Genomic DNA, 21,099 nt, shown 5'->3' with positions numbered 1-21,099 from the left:
TACAGTGGGGGCTACCCCGCCCGTCCACACGCAGGAGCCGCGCCGCAATGATCGCAGCCCTCGAAGCCATCTCCATCATCACCGCCTGCTTGGCTGGCCTAACCCTCCTGCTGGCTATTCCACCTGCCATTCCCCGCCCTATCGGCCTGGCAGTAACCGCTATCTGCACCCTCGTGGTCCTTGCTGGTGTCATCGTCGACATCATCGCCCTCATAACTGGCGAAGCCCACCACATCCCAAGCATCGCAACGCACATCAGCTACCTCATCAGCACCCCTTTGATCGTTCCCGCTGGCTTCGCCCTCACCTACAAAAAGCTCGACCGCTGGGGACTAGCGATCATCGGCGTTGCCACCCTCATCGCCACCTTCATGCTCATCCGCCAAGTCCAAACCCTCGGAATCCCATTCGGCTACCTCAACGTGAGTCACTGATGAACACCACCGACACGACCTCCGGCCCTGGACGCCTCTTCACCCTCATCTATGGCGTCTTCGCCGTTGGCGCCACCTCACGCGCCGTCTACCAGCTAGCGACCAACGCCGCCCAAGCACCCTTGGCCTACACTCTCTCGGCCCTGTCAGCCACCATCTACGTCATCGCGCTGGTGCTTCTCCTGCGCTGGGGACACCCAGGCTCCCGCGCCGCGCTGCGCACCATATGCCTCATCGAGCTAGCGGGCGTGCTCATCATCGGCACCCTGAGCATCCTCCAGCCCCAGCTCTTTCCCCGCGCCACCGTCTGGTCTTACTACGGCATCGGATACCTACTCCTACCCCTCATCCTGCCCGTCCTTGTGCTGCGTTGGCTGCGCCGCACCGCTCCCCCACGCAACACACCCTGACCCACCAGCAGACCCCCGCCCAAACCACTCATCCACACCTAAGATCGGGCCATGACAGCGATCACGCCTCCCGGACTACAGCACGCACGCCAAAAAATGCAGGACGCCGGAGCTAGCCCCGCAGCGATCGCCACATTCGAGTCCTACTACCATCAACTCGCTTCCGGCAGCACCGGACTCATCCCCGAAGAGAGCATCACCCCTATCCGGGAACTGCCCACCCTCGCCGAAAGAAGCAGCGACCCCGAAGCCGACGCCGCCGCCCTGAAAAAAACCGTCATCATCAAACTCAACGGCGGCCTAGGCACCTCCATGGGCCTAGACAAAGCCAAAACACTGCTGCCTGTGCGCGAGGGCATGAACTTCCTCGACATCATCGTCGACCAAATCACCAAAGCCCGCGCAACCTACGCAGCCCCCCTCCCCCTGCTGTTCATGAACAGCTTCAACACCCAAACCGACACCCTCCAAGCCCTGAAAAAATACCCTCACCTAGCCGTCGAAGACCTACCTATTGACTTCCTGCAATCCCAAGAACCCAAGCTCCACGCCAACACCCTTGAACCAGTCAGCTGGCCCACCGACCCCGCCCTCGAATGGTGCCCACCTGGCCACGGCGACCTCTACCCCTCGCTGCTAGACACCGGCATCCTCGAACAACTCATCGAAGCCGGATACGAATACGCCAACGTCTCCAACGCAGACAACCTCGGAGCCGCACCCAATGCCCAACTAGCGGGCTGGTTCGCCTCCACCGGATCAGCCTTTGCCATGGAAGTGTGCAAACGCACCCCAATGGACCGCAAAGGCGGCCACCTCGCCCAACGACTCAGCGACAACCGGCTCGTCCTACGCGAAGTCGCCCAAACCCTGCCCGAAGACCTCGATGACTTCCAAGACATCACCAAGCACGCCTACTTCAACACCAACACCCTCTGGCTCCACCTGCCTGCACTTCTGCGCACCCTCCAACACAAAAACGGCGCCATCGGCCTGCCTATGATCACCAACCGAAAAACGGTCGACCCCAAAGACGCCACCACCACCCCCGTCATCCAAATCGAATCTGCCATGGGCGCAGCCATCGAAATCTTCGACGACGCCACCGCCATCGAAGTCCCCCGATCCCGTTTCCTTCCAGTCAAAACCACCAACGAGCTCCTGCTCATCCGTTCCGACGTCTACCACCGAGACGCACACGGACACCTGGTCATGACCGCCAACACCGCCCCCACCATCACCCTAGACCCCAACCACTACAAGAAAATCGCCGACTTCGAAGCACGCTTCCCCGCCGGACCGCCTTCCCTACGCCAGGCAGAATCCCTCACCATTGAAGGTGACTGGACATTCGAAAACGACATCGTCATCACCGGAACAACCACCCTGACCGCCACAGAACACGACGGAGCTAGAACCGTTCCTGCCGGAACGCATTTGCCATGAAAAACACCACACTGCCAAAACCCCTCGTCTACACCCTGCTCACCACTGGCGTCACGCTCGGAGGCATCAGCCTCGCCATGGCCGGATCCAGCTTGTGGATCTATCGAGCCTCCCAATGGCGTGTTTTCTCCACCCACCAACTCGGCATCACAACCGACCGCCCCACCAACGAGGGCCTACACCCAGCCACCGTCATGGTTCTCGGCGCCCAGGCCTATCCCGAAGGACGCCCCAGCCCGTTCCTGGCTGCCCGCCTCGATGTTGCTCTACAACTGTGGAACGCCAACCTCGCCGAACGCATCCTCGTCACCGGCGACGGCAACTCCGGGGGCCTAGGCGAAACCACCACCATGGCCAACTACCTACGCGAACACGGAATCCCCGCAGACAAAATCGACCACGACCCCATCGGCATCAACACCTATGCCTCCATGCGTAACGCCGCTGAGGCCGGCATCACCCAGATGTACGTCGTCTCACAACGCTTCCACCTACCTCGCGCTGTAGCCCTAGCCCGCGCCGCCGGCATTGACGCCATCGGCATCGCCGACGACACCACCAACACCTCAGCTGAATGGGCCGAAGGCGAAATCCGTGAACTCTTCGCCGGAATCAAAGCCGCCACGCGCACCCTGACCGACCTCACCATGGGACAGATACACCGCCGATAACCACCCAACACATCCACGTAGGGTGCAACGCAGCAACCAATCACCACCCCTACCAAAAGAGGCCTCCATGACCGCGCCCACCAACGACTACGAACCCAGCGCCTGGGACAACATCATCGCCCAGAACCCCAACCACTCCATCTGGTACCGCGACCGTTGGCGCACCATGAGCGCCAACGGTGAAGACATCTTCGGCGAAGCCCGACTCATCGACGCCATGGCCACCCGTGGCTGCCGAATCCTGGACGCCGGATGTGGCAGCGGACGCGTCGGAGGCTACCTCGCCCAACAAGGGCACACCGTAGTGGGCGTCGACGGCGACCCTGTCCTCATCGAGGCAGCACGCCAGGATTACCCCCAAGCCACCTGGATCACCGAAAACCTCGCAGCCCTCGACCTGCCCGCACATGAGATCACCGACCCATTCGACCTGATCGTGTGCGCTGGCAACGTCATGACCTTCCTGGCCCCCAGCACTCGCCAACGCGTACTCACCCGCTTGGCAGCACACCTGACACCCGCTGGACGAGCGGTCATCGGATTCGGCGCAGGACGCGGATACGAATTCGACGAATTCTTCCACGACGCAGCCCAAGCAGGACTGACTCCATCCCTGAACCTGGCCACCTGGGATCTCCAACCGTACGAAAACGGAAACTTCCTCGTGGCAGTACTACGCCGCTCCTAAAACACCAACACCCCTACCCCACCCAACGCACAGGTCAACGGCGAGGTGGCACATAGTCCTGGGGACTGTAGCCAATAACCGGCATCGAATCCCGGCCCGCCACGCCAGGACGCCAGTCCTGGCGTGGCATACAAACCCACATAATCGGATACAGAACTGCTGGGCTTCCTGGCACCACCACCATGCCCGCAAACACCAACACCCGCATCAATTTCACGTCCATACCGAACTTGCCAGCCAGGCCAGCACACACTCCACCCAACCAGCCACGGTCCGTGTCGCGGACCAAACCCATCTTGTATAGCGACCTACGCACACTTTGCACAGCAGACTCCTTCAGCAAGAACACAACCCACGCGAGGCCACAGCCACGCCCACACCCCCATCATGCCCCGTTCCTCACCAGGAGCGAAGCTTTCCGACACCAGAAAAACCAACCCATCACAGACAACTCATTTACCCGATCTTGACCACCAAGGAAGCCACGCCTCAGCCCCGTGGGACACACGACGAGTAGGCTCACTCACAGAGTGACCGCAACTATCGTTCCAGCGGCCGCGACCCAACCCAGGTCGCGAACAAACCACTGGTCTAACGAGATTGCTGTTAGCTTCGCCCATCGTCGAAGTGCTCGAGGTCCAGACAACGGGCCGCAGCGGTAGCAACACCGGAATAGGGGACCGGTTCACACGGGCGTGACGTTCCAGCGAAGCCCACCCTGCCCATGTCCGCTGCTGCCCCGCGAGGTCATCGTGCGTATACGCAATCCTCTCATCGCGACTGCCGACGCCGAATGCCTCATCAGACTCGCGCGCCTGCACGTCCTGATGCGAGACGCCTACCGCTCCGACCCCGCCATCACCCAACTGAAGCTCGAAGGCCTGGACGCACTACGCCTCGACGCCGTCAGCACCCTCAGCAAACTCGAACGCAGCAACCGATACGACAACCACTACCCCACCACCGGAACCGAACGGCCACCCACCGGCCCCACAAGCAGCACCGCACTGCCCGGAACCACAGGCGTACGGCTGGCAGAACGCCTACGCACCGCCTTGAACGTCCTCGCTGAACACGAATCCGCCACACTCCGCCGCCGCGTACTGCTTGACCTCCTCTTCTCCATCGACGTCCCCCAACACCACCACTGGGCCCGCCGAAGCGAACTACTCATCTCAGACATAGCCGGACTCCTAGACCTCAACATCTCCAGCACCGACCTGACCCGCCTCGTCCGCTCCCACCGAAATATCCAACGCACCTTGTGGCAAACCACCCGACACAGCGGAATCGAAGCAACCCCCCGCACCCAAGGCGACCCCCACGAAGCCCTCGCCGAAGCAATGTCCAACGCCATGTGCGTGCGCTACGAATCCGGACTCATCGCCGCCATTGCCCTCATGCGCTCCCACGAAAACCGCGGCCCCCTATCCATCGCCGGAGGGGCACTCTTCGACAGCCTCGAGTCAGGACCCCAACCAAGCATCGACAAATACATCGGCACCGCAGTAGCACGCACCAGCCTCACCGCACTCGTCCACCACCTCGCAACCTGCGAAATCGTCGCCACCGACGACCTCGACGTACGCCACGCACTCCCAACCCTGCTACGCGGCCTACGCGCCGACATGCTCGCAGCACAAGCCCGAGACGACACCGAAAGCCGCGCCCTAGCCGCCGCAGCACGCATCGTGCAAGAAGCCCGAAACCGCCTCGAAGGAACACCCCGATAAACCCCGCACAAGCAGCCAACGCCTGCTGAGCTGCACCACCAGCCAACTGAAGGCGACCCGCACTAAAGGTTGGCTCGCACCATCTTCAACGCCGCACAAACTCCCGTGTAGGCTCAAGTCACATCCCTGTTCGCGAAGATGAGTTCGAGAACGACCGACGCCCTGCCCGGGGTACCGGCACGTAACGAACTCTGGTGTTTGCGTGGACCGGGTCCGCGGAATCGCCACACGGATCACCGACATGCGACGACGTTCTCGCTCGTCCCGGTGTCGGCAGCACTACGGGGGCCACAGGCCCAGAGGGCCGGACCAGCTCCGTCCCCTGCTGCTTCGGCGAGGGTGTCCCCCGACGACACCCCACAGATCGCCCCCCCGTGTGCTTCCTTCGTGGCTTACCGACCCAGACTCGAGAGAGGGCAGCAAGTGGATATCCCCGCCATCGTGTGGGAGGGAACGATCGCTCTGATCGTCGCGCTCCTGGCGTATGACTTCTTCTTCCATATCCGGAAGGCACACATACCGACACTCAAAGAAGCCGCGATCTGGTCGGCCCTCTATGTGGGCATCGCCATCGCATTCGGAGCAGCGGTATGGGGAATCGGCGGCGCCGAAATGGGCGGGGAATGGTTCGCCGGATACATCACCGAGAAAGCGTTGAGCGTCGACAACCTCTTCGTCTTCCTCATCATCATGAGCAGCTTCAAGGTGCCCAGGGCAGACCAACAAAAAGTTCTGCTCTTCGGCATCGTCTTCGCGCTCTTGGCCCGCAGCGCATTCATCTTCGTCGGCGCCGCAGCCATCAACGCCTTCGCTGCCGTGTTCTACATCTTCGGCGCCATCCTCATCTGGACCGCATTCGGCATGGTTAAAAGCGAACTCAGCGGTGAAGAAGAAGACCCCGCCGAAGAAGCCGACAACATCATCGTCCGCATCGCACGTAAAACGTTCCACACCACCGATTACTACGACGGCGACCGCATGACCACGATGGTGGACGGAAAACGCCACCTCACCCCCATGCTGCTGGTCATGGTCGCCATCGGTGGCACAGACCTACTCTTCGCTTTGGACTCAATCCCGGCGATCTTCGGCCTGACCCAAAACGTCTTCAACGTTTTCACAGCAACCGCCTTCTCTCTCATGGGCCTGCGCCAGCTTTACTTCCTCATCGATGGGCTCCTGGACCGACTCATCTACCTCAGCTGGGGCCTTTCCACGATCCTGTTCTTCATCGGGGTCAAGCTGATCTTGCACGCCATGCACGAGAACAACCTGCCCTGGATCAACAATGGCGAACCCATCCACGTACCCGAGGTAGGCATCGGCCTATCCCTAAGCGTCATCATCGGTGTTCTAGCGATCACGGTTATCGCTTCCCTCCTGTCCCCCAAAGGCAAAGCGGTCTCCTTGATCAACAACACCAACCGCCACGCCATGACCTACATCGACCTAGACAACGACGTCGACGCCGAATACCGCGAAGAGACCTACCAGAAAATGCTCGTCGAAGAGCGCAGCCTGCGCAGCATCGATGACCGCTTTAAACACCTGGTAGAAGAGCACAAAGAGCTCGAAAAACACCTCGCCGAGGCGCACGCCCTCCACGCCAAGCACGGCTAATTCGGAGGTCAATCCACGCAACAACGTCAGGGGCTTGGTCATAACGCATCATTTGTTATGACCAAGCCCCTGACGTTGTTTGTCGTAAAACTATTTACACATTCTGTTGCGGCGCACGCCCCGCCGATGCAGCCTCAGGCACCGCAATCGCCTCTCGCACATCACCAACCAGCTCTTCCAACACGTCCTCCAACGCAATGACCGCGCCCTGAGAACCCGCCGGAACCCCCTCCTCCCCGGTCAGCACCGCCAAATGCACTTGACTACGCTGCATACGCCTGACTACCTCGCGCAACCCCATGTCCGCTGGAATCGAGGGCAACGGACTCAGGTACCGCGGCACTGCTGGCTGCGAGGCGTCCGGGGCGCCCAATACATCTTTGACGTGCACGTAACCGATGTACATGCCCTTGCCTCCCACCACCGGGAAGCGACTGAATCCTGTCTGGGCAGCTAACTGCTCCAGCTCTAAAATCGACACCGAATCCGGAACTGTCCTCAACGAGTCAGCAGGCAATGCCACATCCGAAGCCACGCCCGTTTCGAAGTCAAGGGCATGCGCCAACAGCGCCGTCTCATCTTCATCCAGAACACCTTCGCGCCCTGACTCTTCAATGAAAGACCGCACCTGATCCCGATCGAAAGCCGCCGTCACCTCATTCTTAGGCTCTACCCGCATTAGTTTCAGCGCCACATTCGCCGTCGCATTCATCAACCACAAAAACGGTTGAGCGAGGAAGTCAAAAAAGTACATGAACGGCCCCAGCACCAACGAGGCCCTCAAAGGCCCCGCCAATGCAATGTTCTTAGGGACCATCTCTGCCAACACCATGTGCAGGTAGATAACGATGACCAAAGACAACACCAACGCTGCCGGTCCTACCAGCCACGCTGGCGCACCCATGAACGCAAACGGAGCCGCCATGAGGTGATGCAATGCAGGTTCACCTACTGCACCAATTGCCAACGACGAGGCTGTAATACCCAACTGGGTACCAGCAATAGCGACGTTGACGTCTTTAACCACCTTCATGGTGATTCGCGCCGACCATTTACCTTCGTGCACTAATGGCTCTAGCTGGTCACGGCGAACTGAAACCAGTGCAAACTCTGCAGCCACAAAGATCGCGTTAAACACGAGAAACACCAGCATGATCGCCAGCGCGGCACCTTCGTTCATCATGCACCACCCTCAACGTCGTTAGCTGTGTTCTGGGATTCCACAGACGAATCGCCATGACCAAGCTCAGATACGCGCGGATCTTCGTCGAAGCGGTGCACGATCATCCGATCCACGCGATGGCCATCCAGGCTCACCACCGTCAATCTGATCCATGCAGGTACGGCTCGTTCTTTGTCATTAAGACGTTGTGGGTCTTTCACTTCAAGAACGGTCTGGTCTCCTGGCTCTGGGATCCGATCCAGCTGCTCCACTACCAACCCAGCCATTGTGTCGGTGTCTTCACCCTCGGGGATTTCTAGGCCAATAATTGCCGAGGCTTCGTCTGGTCTGAGCAAACCAGAAATCATCCATCCGCCGTCATTGGTGCGCCGATATCTGCGCACATATTGGTCGTGTTCGTCTCGGATCTCGCCAACGATTTCTTCGACGAGATCTTCCAAGGTCACCAGACCTGCGGTACCGCCATATTCATCAATCACGACTGCTGCTTGCAGCCCAGGCTCACGCAACTCACGCATGAGCGGATCCAACGTCATCGTTTCGGCAACTACGTACGGCGCAACCATAAACTCTTCGACGCGACGCTGCGCGCGCATCTGGATGGGTACTCCCAATGTGGCTTTGTAGTGAACGATTCCCACAATGTCATCGACGTCATCACCTTGGACGGGGAATCTGGAGTGTCCTGATTCGATAACAAGGGCGATCAACTCTTCCACTGTGGTTTCTCGTTCCACGAAGTTCACACGCGGACGCGGAACCATCACTTCAGCGGCTGTGCGGTCACCGAATTCAATTGACCGCGCCACCAGCTCTGCGGTGGCTTTATCGAGTGTGCCTTCTTCCCCTGAATACTGCACCAGTGCGGTCAATTCTGCGGGGCTACGCGCTTGATCTAATTCGCTTGCCGGTTCCATACCTAACGCGCGCACCACTCGTTCGGCGGCTCGATCAAAAAAACGAACCAACCAACCAAACAAACGCATGTACCAAGCCTGTGGATAAGCAACCAAACGGGCTACTCGGTTTGGTTCAGCTATCGCCCAACTTTTAGGAACTAGTTCCCCGAAAGCCATCTGAGCAAAGGTCGCAATGATGAAAGCTCCGGATACGGATACAGCCATCGACACAGAGGCAGGAAGGGCTGTTGCATTCAGGGCAGCAGCCAGAAGCTGCCCCACAGAAGGCTCAGCCACATATCCAGTAATCAGGCTGCAGGCGGTGATACCTAACTGAGCTCCCGACAACTGTTCGGACAACTTACCCAGACCGCGCTCGACTTGTTGCGCCGTCGGATCTCCTTCAGCCGCAGCTTTTTGCACTCGAGATCGGTCAACGGTGATGTATGAAAACTCCACCGCAACGAACAATGCATTCGCAGCAATCAACAAAATCAAAATACCGAGGAGGAACCATGCAGAGGTCATCGGCCACCCTCACCGTGGTGAACACCTACGGTTGATATCGGTGAAAGAAGAACGACCGGACGTAGGGTCGCCGGGCTGTTCGCGAGGCGACCCTTTGATTGTCGGGATATGTCCATGACAACTCATCGTAGAGCCCTTGACCCAGCAGAGATGCCTCGCACTTGCCCGTATCTCAACAGAAGTCATCTCTGTGTTCTGTATATATCCAGATTCCCCCGGTATCGTCGAAAAGGACAAGGGTCGGAGCGGGGGGCTCCACTACGTCACAGCACACACCCGGGGGTCTCATGACAGCTACATCGTGCGTCGTTAAATACCGCAGCCGCTGGGTACGCGTAACAGCTACTATCGCAACGCTTCTCGCAACGTTAATTGCAGTCTCTTCGTGTTCCTCTTCTGGAATTCCTGACGATATCGATAGATCACCCAATAAGAACTATCGATACACCCCCAGGCCCAGCGGGCTTCTCTGGGACAGCGGCGTATTTGGGCATGATCCGAAAATCACTGGCGCGTTTGAAAAAATGCGAGGACACAAACTAGATGTGTTGGGCGTGTCCCCTACCCGCGGAAGCTGGGAGGAGCATCTCAGCGACTGGTGGCTCACCGAGAAAACCATTCCTGCCGGTTTCTCCGGAACACTCAACATCTCTGTTCAACTCTTCCCTAAAGACGGGACGTTAGAAAAGGCCGCCCAAGGCGCATACAACGAAGATTTCAAACGACTAGGTGCTTTGATCACCACGAAGTATCCCAATGCATATGTCCGTCCTGGCTGGGAATTCAACATCGTGAATTGGCCTTGGAAAGCAACACCATCCAATGTCGGCACCTTTAAAACAGCTTTTCGGCAGGCCTCAACCTCGCTTAAATCCGGCGGGCCTGACCTTCGGATCGTCTGGAACCCCAATGAAGGTCGCGGAAATTCACTCCCCGATGCAACAACTGCCTGGCCTGGAGACGACGTCGTAGACATCGTCGGTATCGACGCCTACGACTGGTCCCCGCCGTACGACCAGAAAGGGTGGAAAGAACACAAGACACGTCCGCAAGGGTGGGACTACTGGGGCACATTTGCCCGCACGCACGGCAAAAAGTTCGCTCTTCCCGAGTGGGGTGTCATACGGGGATCAGAGGAATCCGGCGGAGATAACCCTCAATACATTCATTACGCATACGGGTGGATGTACGCCAATCGCGACATCATGGCTTTCGATACATACTTCGAAGAGCCCGATGACTACTGCAAATGTGCTCTCTCTATTAACCCTGAGGCGCAAGGGGCCTACCTGGCGTGGATGCCACAACTTACATACCACGCACCGGGGTCAGCAACCGCAGCGACCGCCGCCTTACCTGCTGCTTTATCACCGAGGCGAGAATTTTTATAGTGACTTCGAAGATGAATTTGCCACTCACGTGACGGCAAGATGCGTTCGATGTTCCTGTGCCGCCACGTGAGCTGGTGTGCTGCTGACCTCAGGCCCGATGGGCACGATCGAGTGCCATGGTGATATCTGTCAGCAGGTCCTGGGTGTCTTCGATCCCAACAGCCAGGCGCAGCATTGCTTCGGTGATTCCTGCGGCTTGGCGTGCCTGTTCGGTCATGGTTGCGTGGCTCATGGTGGTGGGATGTTCGATGAGGGACTCGGTTCCGCCAAGCGATTCGGCGAAAGTGAACAGTTGGAGGCCGTCTAAGAAGGCTTTGACTGCGGTGAGGCCACCGCACAAATCAAAGCTGACGATGGCGCCGAAACCGTCTTGTTGGCGGGATGCTAGATCGTGTCCAGGGTGGTCGGGCAGGCCTGGGTAGTAGACACGTTCCACTGCGGGGTGAGCTTGGAGTGCTTCGGCGATTGCTTGGGCGTTTGTGCGGTGTGCAGCAATACGGGGACCGATGCTGCGTAGTCCGCGCATGATCATGTGGCTGTCGTAGGCGCTGCCGGAGGTTCCGAGGTTATTGGCCCAGAAGCGTAGGTTGTCTGCGCCTTGTTGGGTGGAAGCGATGATGGCTCCCCCGATAACGTCGCTGTGTCCGTTGATGTACTTGGTGGTGGAGTGCATGACGTAGTCAGCACCCAGGCTCAGGGGTCGCTGTTGCAGTGGTGTGAGAAAGGTGTTGTCAGCGACGACGACAGCACCTGCTTCATGGGCTGCTGCGGCGACGGCAGCGATATCTGTGATGCGCATGGTGGGGTTAGAAGGGGTTTCGATCCACACAAGTGCAGTTGGGTGGGCCTGGAGAGCAGCGCGCACTGCGTTGATGTCAGTGAAGTCGACGGTGGTACACGTGAAGTGGCCGCGTTCGGCAAGAGATTCGAAGAGTCGCCATGTTCCGCCGTAACAATCAGCGGGGACGAGAATGTGGTCCTCGCTGTTGGTCAGCATGAATAAAAGGGTGGTGATGGCGCCCATTCCCGAAGAAGTGGTGACACCGCCTACGCCTTCTTCCAGGGTGGCCAAGGCTCGGATGAGAATGTCGCGGGTGGGGTTGGTGTCGCGACTGTAATCGTGGATTCGTTTGGTGTTGAAGTCTTCGAATGTGTATGTGGTGCTGAGGTATAGGGGTGGGATAACGGCGCCGTGGTTGGGGTCTTCGGCGATACCGGTGCGGATGGCGCGGGTGATCGGTGAGATGTCGTGCATGTGCGTGCGGCCTCTCATGGATGTGGTCTGCGCGTAGGAGGCCACATCCATGTCCGCGTTTGTGCGGTTGAGTCCATCTGTCGGCTTTCGGGTGAAGGCCGCAGGATGTGGCACCGTGCGCGCAGGGGTTTGGCGTGGTTGCCCCGGCATCATCGGTCCAGTCCCTCAGCCGGTCGTGATGGATTCGCATCCAGGCTAACAGGCGATTTTTGGTGGTAGGTCACGCTTCCCAGTAGGGGGTGCGGGTGGGGAGGGTGAAATCGTGGAGCCAGTGTGAGTGGGCGTAGTCGATGGCTGCTTGGTGGCGCAGTGTGGTGAAGAGGTTGGGTTCGTTTTCGTAGAGGGGGCGGCCGTTTTCGAACGCGGTGTGGGCGGCGATGGGGTCATCCCAGTTGAGAGCGATGATGTCGAGTCGTTCGGTGGGCAGGATGGCGAGGAAGGCTGTGACAACGCGGAGGTGATCGATGTTTGAGTGGGCGGGCAGGTAGGCCAGGTCGAGTCGGGGGGCGTCAGTGGTGCTGGTCACACAGGTGCCGTGGAGCATGAGTAGGGCGATTTCATGCTCCACGCATAAATCCCTAAGAGTGCTTGTGAGCTGCGGGTTTTGCAGCTGATGCATGGTTTGGGTCACCGTCGCCATACTGCAGGGTATGTGGGGGCGGTGCGTTGTCTCTAGCGTTTTGGGGTCGGTGGGATAAGGCGCACATTTCGCCGGGTTTTATTGTCCCGGCGGGTGGAGTTATGGCCAGGGGCGGGCGGGGCCAGGGAGCCGCTGCCCGCCCCTGGGGGTCACATGCGTTCGGGTGCGCGGATGCCCAGGAGGTCTAGGCCGGTGATGAGTACCTCGAGGGTTACTTTGCACAGGGCTAGGCGGGATGCGCGGATGTCTTCGTCCTCAGCGCCCAGGACGGGGCAGTTTTCGTAGAAGGCGCTGAAGAGTTGGGCCAGGTCGAACAGGTAGGCCGCGAGCCGGTGGGGTTCGCATAGATCCCCGACTGCGGCGACGGTGCTACCGAATTCGAGCAGGTGTAGCGCTAGGGCGCGTTCGTGGGATTGTTGTAGGCCGATGGTGTCTGCCACGGCGATTCCGGCTTCGTCAGCGGAGCGGAAGATGGAGCGCAGACGGGTAGCGGCGTATTGCAGGTAGGGCCCGGTGTTGCCGGTGAGGTTGAGCATGCGGTCGAGGTCGAATACGTACTCGGAGTCGTGGGCGACGGAGAGGTCTGCGTATTTGACGGCGCCGATGCCGATTTGCCGGGCGATTTCCGCGCGTTCTTCTTCGGGAAGTTCGGGACGGGCGGAGTCGATGTGGCGTTTAGCTTTGGCAACGGATTCGTTGAGAAGGTCCATGAGGCGCTGAGGGGCCCCAGAGCGGGTGCGCAGGATCTTGCGATCTTCGCCGAGCACGTTACCGATCTTAATGTGGGTGGCTTCGACATCTTCGGGCAGCCAGCCAGCTTTAGCGGCGGTGGCGAACATCATGTTGAGATGGAGTGCTTGGGGTGCGCCGATGACGTAGAGGATTCTGCTGGCTTTGAGGTCGCGGACGCGGTGGCGAATGGTGGCTAGGTCGGTGGTTGCGTAGCCGTATCCGCCGTCGGATTTGCGGATGATTAGTGGTACGGGTTTTCCTTCGCGGCCGGTGAATTCTTCGAGGAAGACGCACAGGGCGCCGTCGTCAACGACTGCGATGCCGCTGGTTTCGAGTTGGTGGCAGACGTCAGGTAGTTCGTCGTTGTAGGTGGATTCACCGGCGAGGTCATCGTCGGTGAGAGTGACATCCAGGGCGGTGTAGATGCGGTTGAAGTAGGCCTTGGATAGTTCGATGAGGTTTTCCCACAGCTCGAGGGTCTGGGGGTCTCCGGCTTGCAGTTTGACGACGCGACTGCGCGAGCGGGTGGCGAATTCAGCGTTGCCGTCGAATTTGGCGCGGGCGGCTTGGTAGAAGGCATTGGGGTTGTTCTTGAGCAGTGCTGCTTCTTCGGATTCGAGACCGACTTCGAGCAGGTGCTCAATGAGCATGCCGAAGGGTGTTCCCCAGTCGCCAATGTGGTTTTGGCGGATGACGTTATGCCCAAGTTTTTCCAGGGTGCGGGCAAGGCAGTCACCGACGACGGTGGTGCGTAGGTGCCCGACGTGCATTTCTTTGGCGACGTTGGGGGCGGAGTAGTCGATCGGGATGTTGGTGGATTCTTGGGCGGGAATGCCAAGGCGTTCGTCGTGGGCGAGTTCGGTGACGAGGGTGGCGAGCCATTCGTCGGAGAAGGTCAGGTTGATGAATCCGGGGCCGCTGACTTCGATGTTGCTTGTTTCGTTAGCCAGGTCGAGGTTGGCGACGATGGCTTCGGCGACGTCGCGGGGCTTCTTACCTGCTTTTTTGGCTAGTGCGAGAGCGGCGTTGATTTGGATGTCAGCGTATTGGCTTGGTCGGAGTACGGGGTCTGCACCTGCATATTCGTCGCCGAGGGCAGCTGAGATCGCGGCGGAGACCTTAGGGGTGATGACATCCAGGGGCGTACTCATGGAGCAAGTCTAGGCCTGTCGTGGTGACTATTGCGGCTGAGGGTTTACTTACATGTCGAAAAGGGCGGTGTCTCCGGCTCCACGGCGCAAGATTTCGGGGATGTCGCTGGTGAGATCGATAACGGTGGTGGGTTCGATGCCAGCGTCGTCGGCGTCAATAACAGCGTCGACGAGGTGGTCGAGTTCTTCTTTGACCATCCAGCCGTTGATCATAGGGCTGGTTTCGTTGGGAAGTATGAGGGTGCTGGTGAGCAGGGGCTCGCCTAGTTCGGTAAGTAGTGCCTGGACGACTTTGTGGTCGCTGATGCGTACGCCAACGGTTTTGCGTTTGGGGTCCAGAAGTTTGCGCGGTACTTCGCTAGTGCCTTTGAGGATGAAGGTGTAGGGGCCGGGGGTGGCAGCTTTGACGAGACGGAATTGGCTATTAGAGAGCATGACGAGTTGCCCTAGCTGGGCGAAGTCGCTGCACATGAGCGAATATTGGTGCTCTTTGCCGAGTTTGCGGATGTCGCTGATGCGTTGTTTTCCGGTGGCGTTTCCGATGGCTGAGCCGAGTGCGTATCCGGATTCGGTGGGGTAGGCGATGATTCCGCCCTCGCGCAGGATGGTTACTGCTTGGGTGATGAGGCGGGGTTGGGGGTCGATGGGGTGGATGTCGAGGTAGCGGGCCATGATGGAAGGCTAAATGACGAGGGCCGGCGGCCGGTTAAGGCTCGTCGGCCCTCGTGGTGCTGTTAGGCGAAGGTGTCCCATTCGTCGGGTCCGTGGGTGCCTGCGGAGTATTCATGCATGGGGACTTCGTTGTTGCGCCAGGCTTCGACGACGGGGGTGAGGATGCGCCACATTTCTTCAGCGGTGTCGCCGCGGACGGATAGGAGTTGGTCGCCGTCCATGATGTGGCCAAGGATTTCGCCGTAGGGGCGGATGGCGCTTTCACCAAGGACTGCGGTCATGCGGCTGCGTTCGAGTTTGAATTTGTCGCCGGAGCCGTTGGTGGCGATGTCGAGCTGGAGTTCTTCTGGGGAGAGAGAAATAGTGAGGGTGTTAGCGCCGGGGGCGGGGCCGAATCCGGTGGGTAGGTGTCCGACGGGTTTGAAATGCAGGACGATTCGGCGGTCGTTTTTTCCTAGGGCTTTGCCGCTGCGCAGGCGGAAGGGCACTCCTGCCCAGCGTTCGTTGTTGATGCGGACGGTGACCTCGGCGAGGGTTTCGGTCATGTTGTCGGGGTTGACGCCTTTTTCGTCGACGTAGGCGGGCACTTTCTTGCCTTCGACGACGCCGGCGGAGTAGCGAGCGCGGCGGGAGGATTGGGCTGGGTCTTCGTTCCAGAGGGATACGCAGCGTAGGAGGTGGGTTTGCAGGTCGCGTAGTTCGAGGGCCTCGATGCGAGAGAGGTCTTCCATGGCAGTCAGGGCCAGCATGAGCAGGAGGTGGGATTGGATCATGTCGATGAGGGCGCCGGCGTGGTCGTAGTAGGCGGCACGGCCTTCAAGGGCGAGGGATTCGTCGAAGATGATGTCGACGGATTCGATGTGTGCGCAGTTCCAGAGGGGTTCGAAGACGCGGTTGGCGAATCGGAATCCGAGAAGGTTGAGCACTCCGGAGCGGCCGAGGAAGTGGTCTACTCGGTAGATCTGGGATTCGTCGGCGAAGCTGTGTAGGAGTTCGTTGAGTTCGCGTGCGGTTTGTAGGTCATTGCCGAAGGGTTTTTCGAGGCCGAGGCGAATGTTGGGGCCGATGCCGATGGTGGCGAGCACTTCCAGGACTTTGTGCGTGATGCGTGGGGGTAGCGCGAAGTAGATGATGGCGGGTTCGTTGCCTAGTTCGGCGATGAGGTCGCGGACTGCTGCGGAGCTGAGTAGGTCAACTTTGGTGTAGCTGGATCGTTCGGCCAGGCGGGAGGCGCCGCGTTGTCCGCAGCCTCCTTCAGCGAGGGCTTGCAGGACACGTAGGCGCCATTCTTCGTCGGAGAGGTCGTCAGCGGCGGCGCCGAGGATGCGGACCCGTCGTTCGGGATCGGCGAGGAGGAGAGTTCCCAGTCCAGGTAGGAGGAGGCGCCGGGTCAGATCGCCGGAGGCTCCGAGGATGAGGAGGTTGACGCGGGGGCTTCGGCCGCCTTCAGAGGAGAGGCGTTGGGCGTCCCTGGGGGTCAGGACGCTGTCGGTGCCTGCTTCATGGATGCTTCGGTGTGGTGTGGCGGACTGAGGCATGGCACCTTCCCTGGGTTGTGTTCATGGGTGAGGTGCGTGCACCTCATCGGGGTTCCCTGGTGCCCAATCGGTTTGTCGGTGGCGCGGCTGAATATTGCGGCTGAATATTCATGGTTGCTGGGGTGTGACTGGCAGGTGGGGCGTATGCATCGACTGGTGGTTATGCGTACTGGTGGTGGTCTGTGTTTTAGGTGTCGCGGCGGTAGACACGTTCACCGTCGATCCAGGTGGAGGCGACGCGGACTTGGCCGAGTTCTTTGGCTGGGGTGGTGAAGACGTCGCGGTCGAGAATGACGAAGTTGGCAAAGGCGCCTTGAGCGATGCGTCCTAGGCCGGTGTGGGGTGCCACGCGCACTGCTCGTGAGGTGTACATGAGGATGGCTTGGGGGATGGTGAGGGCGTTGGCGAATCCCAGAGTGGTGCCGTTGCTGGCGGTACGATCCACGGCGGCTTGGATGGAGGTGAAGACGTTGTCTGCATCCATCCAAGTGGTGGCGGGGCTGTCGGAGGATAGGCATGAGGCGTGGAAGGAGCGGTAGACGCGTTGTAGGGGGTAGGCGTCGACGAGGGCGCGGGTGCTGAGGTTGGCGCTGTAGACGTCCATTTCGGCGAAGTCGAAGATTGAGTGAGTGACGATGCCGAAGTTCATGCGGGAGCGGAGCATGAGCTGTTGTAGTGGTTCGGGCAGGATGCTGGCGTGTTCCACTTGGACGCTGGGTACGTCGGTCATCCAGGGGTCCATGTCGCCGACGACGTCGATGAGGAATTCGAGTGCGGCATCGCCCATGGCGTGTGCGGCCAGTTGGACTCGGTTGTCGCGTGCCCATTCGGCGGCGGCGCGGAGTTCTTTTGCGTTGATTGTGCGGCGGCCGAATTGGTCGAAGGTGCCGCGGTAGGGGCGGGCCATCCAGGCGGTTGCGTTGGAGATGGCTCCGTCAACGAAGACTTTAGTGCCAGCGATTTTGATGCGGCCGAATCTGTCGTCGTCGGTGAGGACGCGGGGGTTGCCTGCGGCGATCTCATCGGACAGGACGGTCCAGGGCAGGTAGATGTTGACGTGTTGGGCGAATCCGGCTTGTTGTGCTTCGCGGAGGATGTCGAGTATGTCGGTAGCTGCGACGGCAGCTAGGTCATCGCCTACGCCGACGATGCCGTGGCGGGTGAGGTGGTCTCCTACGGCGAGTAGTTCGCGGATGAGGTGGTCACGTCCCATGGGTGGGATGGCTGAGGCTACGGCTTCTACGGCGCGGAATTCGGTCAGGATTCCGTTGGGTTCGCCGTTGCTGTGCCGTTCGAAGCGGGCGCCTTCGGGGTCGGGGGTGTCTCGGGTGATGCCTGCCATCCGTAGTGCTACGGAGTTACAGGAGGCGGTGTGTAGGTCTGAGCGTCGAACGAATACGGGCCGGTCGCGGCTGACGAGGTCGAGGTCTTTGCGGGTGAGTTGGCGACGCTCTGTTAGGTACATTTCGTCGTAGCCCCAGCCGAGGATCCACTCGTTTTCTGGGGCCAGGTCTGCGTGATAGCGCAGGCGTTTGATGATGTCCGGGATGGTGCGCACCAGGGGCGGCATCAGTGAGGGGCCTGCGGCGAGGGTGGCGACGAGTACTGGATGCTGGTGCACGTCGAGGAATCCGGGGACGACGGTGGCGCCTTCGAGGTCGACGGTGGGGACGTCGCGGACTGCTTCGGGGATGTCTGCCGGTTCGGTGTATTCGCGGTATGGTCCGCCCACCCATGAGAAGCGTCCTCCGTCGATACGGAAGGCGCTAGCGAAGTCATCCTCACCACGGCCCGTGAACACCTTGGCGTTGATGAAGAGCCTTCCTGGCATGCAACTCACTCCTCACAGACCATGCTCACCCCGTCTTACTTTTACAGGACATGCACCTCGACAGTATGTGACCGTTCACCGTGGGTGGGTGTGTGGAACACGCGAACTATGCGTTGTCACCACATGCGTAATGCTGAGCGCGCTAGCAAGGAAACGCTTTCGGCAAGATCGGGGGCGGGGAATGTGCCGGGGAATGCTTCTGGCATTCGTCCAGCTATGCCGTTTCCTCCGGAGAGGATCGCAATGACGGACCATGTCTGGGCGCCCCAGAACGCGACAGTGGGGTCGTGGAGGTCTCCTTCGCGTGGATCCCACCCGAGGCCGTGTACGACATCCAGGCATAGCCGCGCGATGCGGGCTGCGTGATGGGTGTAGGGGTCGTGGGCGGTAGGGTCGGCTAGCAGGGCGGGGCTTACCACTCCTGATGCTGCGGTAAGTAGTGCCAAAACACCTGCTGCACGGGCATGTTCGGATCCACCTAGGGGAAGTCTGCGGGCGATGATTTCTGCTAGGTCGCGGGGAGTGTCCAGGCAGGGCAGTTCTGGGTGGATGTAGGCGTGATCGTCCACGATGTGTATGAGGCGTAGTCCAACTGCGGCGTCAAGCAGTTCGGCGTCGAGGTCGGTGATTGAGGGGCCGCGGCGGGTTGTGTCGGCTCCTAGGGTCCACCCGTGGGGGTCGCCGCATTGACGTAGGAGTTGAGCGAATGGCTCAACCATGAGGGCGCAGGTCTGTTCATCGAGGTAGGTAGGTAGTTCGGTGGGGTTGCTGTCCACGGTCCATATATGTGAGATGTCGGTCACACCTGTTTGAGTGGCCAGGACGTGCTCGTGGATCAGGGATGAAGTATCTAGCCGCGATGCTCCGATGAGGTGGCGTAGGGCCTGCCATCCGTGACTGTCGACGATGCCTGCTATGTCAGTTACGGCAGGGTCGAGGCATTCCAGCATTGGTGTTGGTGGAGGTTGTTCTAGTAGGTCTACGTCTTGGATGCGCCGTGTTGCTTTTTCTTCTTCGAACCGGTCATGGTTTCCGTCGATGAGGCGGGCGCGGGGTTGGCCGGGAAAGCCCCGTTGAATTGTCTCGACGGTGATGGTGTGTTGCTGTCTATGTGCCAGGCCGTAGCTGTATTGCAGAGTTGCCCCTACGGCGGGTAAGACGTCTGCGACCTGGGTGTGGGATTCCTCGTAGTGGTCGCGGTGATTGTTCTGCTGGGGTGGCTGGATAGTTCGGGTGTGGCTCAGCTGTTCTAGCTCTGTCAGGGGGATAAGTGAGGCTTGTTGAGGGTCTGGGGCGTGAGGGAAGGCGAACTGGTGTTGCCGTGCACCGTCCCATCCCATCGCTGCGCAGAGAACTTCGTGTAGCTGGTCCAGGTGTATGGAGGCGTCTATCTCGATTCGGCGCCATATCGAGGGGTAGGAATTTTCTAGCTGCACGTGCAGTGTCATGCGCGTGATGCGGGGCACGCTCCACGCCAGTCGGTCGTCTGTGGGTGCGGTGACGTTTGCTGTCACGACTTCGGGCAGCTCGGTAGAGCTCGAGGTCTGCTCACTCGAGTTAGTGGTGTCAAGCCGATTGGCCTGACCGTCACGACCCCCGCGCGGAAACTGGAAGACGTTTCCGTTGAAGGACTGAAACTTGCCCTTGGTCACACCGGAACCCTAGGCCTATGCCAGACAGTATTCACATTGGTGGGGCAGGGATGTGGATTGATTTCAGGGTTTCTGCTCAACCTTTTTTGGGTTTTATAAACCCGCGTAGATGGCTGCTTTTCGGTAGTTTCACCCAAAGGAACCATCTACGCAGGTTCAGTAAGAGAGTTTTTCAGCGGCGCCCTGTAACCATCTTCACGATCCACAAGAGAATGACGGCACCAAGCAGAGCTGTCAGGAAGCTAAAAATAAGCCCGCCGCCAGCTACATTGACACCAAACAAATTCAAAACAAATCCGCCGATAAGACCACCAATGACGCCAACCACAATGTTGGCCACCAACCCCATCTGCGCATCTGTACCCATGATTTTGCTGCCAATCCACCCAGCGAGGCCGCCAATAACAATCCAGCCGATCCATCCAAGCGTAAGCATCAGTTCACCTTTCGTGCGGTTCTGAAATCAGAAACGCCCGCGGTAACCGGGCACGTTGAAGGGGCCGCTAGAACCATTATTGGTAACTCACAGCCACAGCAAAAACGGCCACCACGGAAGTATCTATGTGGACACTAGGTGAGCTAATCAACAACCCACTCCACCCTCAAGGATGAAAACACCTAACAA

Annotated in this window: 19 protein-coding genes and 1 riboswitch; of the genes, 8 read left to right on the top strand and 11 right to left on the bottom strand. The window is 59.5% G+C overall.

The annotated features are described in order from the left end of the window. The first annotated feature begins 47 nt into the window (after positions 1-47). The 5 genes from CKV89_RS02650 (at position 48) to CKV89_RS02630 (ending at position 3,649) form a co-directional block, all read left to right on the top strand. On the top strand, positions 48-434 hold the full coding sequence (locus tag CKV89_RS02650) for a hypothetical protein (RefSeq protein ID WP_028327495.1): 387 nt from the start codon (positions 48-50) through the stop codon (positions 432-434). Then, positions 434-844: a hypothetical protein gene (locus tag CKV89_RS02645; RefSeq protein ID WP_028327494.1), complete on the top strand. Its 411-nt coding sequence runs from the start codon at positions 434-436 to the stop codon at positions 842-844. Before CKV89_RS02650 ends, CKV89_RS02645 begins: the two co-directional genes overlap by 1 nt. Before the next feature lie 51 nt (positions 845-895). Beyond that, positions 896-2,290, top strand: a complete 1,395-nt coding sequence (locus CKV89_RS02640; protein ID WP_231935427.1) for a UTP--glucose-1-phosphate uridylyltransferase — start codon at positions 896-898, stop codon at positions 2,288-2,290. Then, positions 2,287-2,961: a SanA/YdcF family protein gene (locus CKV89_RS02635; RefSeq protein WP_051277615.1), complete on the top strand. Its 675-nt coding sequence runs from the start codon at positions 2,287-2,289 to the stop codon at positions 2,959-2,961. Before CKV89_RS02640 ends, CKV89_RS02635 begins: the two co-directional genes overlap by 4 nt. 67 nt (positions 2,962-3,028) lie before the next feature. Further along, the gene (locus CKV89_RS02630; protein ID WP_034401363.1) at positions 3,029-3,649 is read left to right on the top strand and encodes a class I SAM-dependent methyltransferase; all 621 of its coding nucleotides are present in this window, start codon (positions 3,029-3,031) and stop codon (positions 3,647-3,649) included. Between the two features lie 34 nt (positions 3,650-3,683). Here the strand turns inward: CKV89_RS02630 and CKV89_RS02625 are convergent, their stop codons facing one another. Further along, positions 3,684-3,974 (bottom strand): PspC domain-containing protein, encoded by a 291-nt coding sequence (locus tag CKV89_RS02625; protein ID WP_051277614.1) that lies wholly within the window; start codon positions 3,972-3,974, stop codon positions 3,684-3,686. A 427-nt stretch (positions 3,975-4,401) separates the two neighbouring features. Between CKV89_RS02625 and CKV89_RS02620 the strand changes: the two genes are divergently transcribed. Next, complete coding sequence (locus CKV89_RS02620) at positions 4,402-5,382, top strand: hypothetical protein (protein WP_028327491.1); 981 nt, start codon at positions 4,402-4,404, stop codon at positions 5,380-5,382. A gap of 423 nt (positions 5,383-5,805) precedes the next feature. Continuing rightward, positions 5,806-7,002 carry a TerC family protein gene (locus CKV89_RS02615; RefSeq protein ID WP_028327490.1) on the top strand — a complete coding sequence of 399 codons (1,197 nt, stop codon included), beginning with the start codon at positions 5,806-5,808 and terminating at the stop codon, positions 7,000-7,002. Positions 7,003-7,096: 94 nt separating this feature from the next. Here the strand turns inward: CKV89_RS02615 and CKV89_RS02610 are convergent, their stop codons facing one another. Continuing rightward, positions 7,097-8,185: a hemolysin family protein gene (locus CKV89_RS02610; protein ID WP_051277613.1), complete on the bottom strand. Its 1,089-nt coding sequence runs from the start codon at positions 8,183-8,185 to the stop codon at positions 7,097-7,099. Next, the gene (locus CKV89_RS02605) at positions 8,182-9,612 is read right to left on the bottom strand and encodes a hemolysin family protein (RefSeq protein ID WP_051277612.1); all 1,431 of its coding nucleotides are present in this window, start codon (positions 9,610-9,612) and stop codon (positions 8,182-8,184) included. The genes CKV89_RS02610 and CKV89_RS02605 overlap by 4 nt, the downstream gene beginning before the upstream one ends. A gap of 287 nt (positions 9,613-9,899) precedes the next feature. Between CKV89_RS02605 and CKV89_RS02600 the strand changes: the two genes are divergently transcribed. Beyond that, the gene (locus tag CKV89_RS02600; RefSeq protein ID WP_154657669.1) at positions 9,900-11,003 is read left to right on the top strand and encodes a glycoside hydrolase family 26 protein; all 1,104 of its coding nucleotides are present in this window, start codon (positions 9,900-9,902) and stop codon (positions 11,001-11,003) included. An 88-nt stretch (positions 11,004-11,091) separates the two neighbouring features. Here CKV89_RS02600 and metB read toward each other — a convergent pair whose 3' ends face one another. The 8 genes from metB to CKV89_RS02560 all read right to left on the bottom strand — a co-directional run bounded on the left by metB (position 11,092) and on the right by CKV89_RS02560 (position 20,910). Then, positions 11,092-12,276, bottom strand: coding sequence for a cystathionine gamma-synthase (gene metB / locus CKV89_RS02595; RefSeq protein WP_231935426.1), 1,185 nt, complete (start codon positions 12,274-12,276; stop codon positions 11,092-11,094). A gap of 52 nt (positions 12,277-12,328) precedes the next feature. Beyond that, a riboswitch (SAM riboswitch) is annotated at positions 12,329-12,443 on the bottom strand. Between the two features lie 35 nt (positions 12,444-12,478). Further along, on the bottom strand, positions 12,479-12,826 hold the full coding sequence (locus tag CKV89_RS02590; RefSeq protein ID WP_028327488.1) for a hypothetical protein: 348 nt from the start codon (positions 12,824-12,826) through the stop codon (positions 12,479-12,481). A 221-nt stretch (positions 12,827-13,047) separates the two neighbouring features. Beyond that, positions 13,048-14,781, bottom strand: a complete 1,734-nt coding sequence (argS, locus tag CKV89_RS02585) for an arginine--tRNA ligase (protein ID WP_028327487.1) — start codon at positions 14,779-14,781, stop codon at positions 13,048-13,050. A 48-nt stretch (positions 14,782-14,829) separates the two neighbouring features. Further along, positions 14,830-15,453 (bottom strand): L-threonylcarbamoyladenylate synthase, encoded by a 624-nt coding sequence (locus tag CKV89_RS02580; protein WP_028327486.1) that lies wholly within the window; start codon positions 15,451-15,453, stop codon positions 14,830-14,832. Between the two features lie 62 nt (positions 15,454-15,515). Beyond that, positions 15,516-16,991 (bottom strand): glucose-6-phosphate dehydrogenase, encoded by a 1,476-nt coding sequence (locus CKV89_RS02575; protein ID WP_084441182.1) that lies wholly within the window; start codon positions 16,989-16,991, stop codon positions 15,516-15,518. Positions 16,992-17,178: 187 nt separating this feature from the next. Continuing rightward, a complete protein-coding gene (locus tag CKV89_RS02570) occupies positions 17,179-18,822 on the bottom strand; it encodes an amidohydrolase (RefSeq protein ID WP_028327484.1) in 1,644 nt (547 codons plus the stop codon). Positions 18,823-18,938: 116 nt separating this feature from the next. Continuing rightward, entirely contained in the window at positions 18,939-20,474 is a 1,536-nt protein-coding gene (locus CKV89_RS02565; RefSeq protein ID WP_154657668.1) for a plasmid pRiA4b ORF-3 family protein, read from the bottom strand. A 172-nt stretch (positions 20,475-20,646) separates the two neighbouring features. Next, the gene (locus CKV89_RS02560; protein WP_028327482.1) at positions 20,647-20,910 is read right to left on the bottom strand and encodes a GlsB/YeaQ/YmgE family stress response membrane protein; all 264 of its coding nucleotides are present in this window, start codon (positions 20,908-20,910) and stop codon (positions 20,647-20,649) included. Positions 20,911-21,099: the final 189 nt, after the last annotated feature.

Source organism: Dermatophilus congolensis, assembly GCF_900187045.1.
Lineage (GTDB): Bacteria > Actinomycetota > Actinomycetes > Actinomycetales > Dermatophilaceae > Dermatophilus > Dermatophilus congolensis.
Note: the sequence above shows the minus strand (reverse complement) of the source record. Positions and strands in the feature narration are given on the sequence as shown.

Excerpts from the sequence above, each read along its gene's own strand:
- CKV89_RS02600 (WP_154657669.1), top strand. The coding sequence starts at position 9,900 with ATGACAGCTACATCGTGCGTCGTTAAATACCGCAGCCGCTGGGTACGC.
- CKV89_RS02635 (WP_051277615.1), top strand. The coding sequence starts at position 2,287 with ATGAAAAACACCACACTGCCAAAACCCCTCGTCTACACCCTGCTCACC.
- CKV89_RS02645 (WP_028327494.1), top strand. The coding sequence starts at position 434 with ATGAACACCACCGACACGACCTCCGGCCCTGGACGCCTCTTCACCCTC.
- CKV89_RS02570 (WP_028327484.1), bottom strand. The coding sequence starts at position 18,822 with ATGCCAGGAAGGCTCTTCATCAACGCCAAGGTGTTCACGGGCCGTGGT.
- metB (WP_231935426.1), bottom strand. The coding sequence starts at position 12,276 with ATGAGAGGCCGCACGCACATGCACGACATCTCACCGATCACCCGCGCC.
- CKV89_RS02560 (WP_028327482.1), bottom strand. The coding sequence starts at position 20,910 with ATGCTTACGCTTGGATGGATCGGCTGGATTGTTATTGGCGGCCTCGCT.
- argS (WP_028327487.1), bottom strand. The coding sequence starts at position 14,781 with ATGAGTACGCCCCTGGATGTCATCACCCCTAAGGTCTCCGCCGCGATC.
- CKV89_RS02640 (WP_231935427.1), top strand. The coding sequence starts at position 896 with ATGACAGCGATCACGCCTCCCGGACTACAGCACGCACGCCAAAAAATG.
- CKV89_RS02610 (WP_051277613.1), bottom strand. The coding sequence starts at position 8,185 with ATGATGAACGAAGGTGCCGCGCTGGCGATCATGCTGGTGTTTCTCGTG.
- CKV89_RS02630 (WP_034401363.1), top strand. The coding sequence starts at position 3,029 with ATGACCGCGCCCACCAACGACTACGAACCCAGCGCCTGGGACAACATC.
- CKV89_RS02580 (WP_028327486.1), bottom strand. The coding sequence starts at position 15,453 with ATGGCCCGCTACCTCGACATCCACCCCATCGACCCCCAACCCCGCCTC.
- CKV89_RS02650 (WP_028327495.1), top strand. The coding sequence starts at position 48 with ATGATCGCAGCCCTCGAAGCCATCTCCATCATCACCGCCTGCTTGGCT.
- CKV89_RS02605 (WP_051277612.1), bottom strand. The coding sequence starts at position 9,612 with ATGACCTCTGCATGGTTCCTCCTCGGTATTTTGATTTTGTTGATTGCT.
- CKV89_RS02575 (WP_084441182.1), bottom strand. The coding sequence starts at position 16,991 with ATGCCTCAGTCCGCCACACCACACCGAAGCATCCATGAAGCAGGCACC.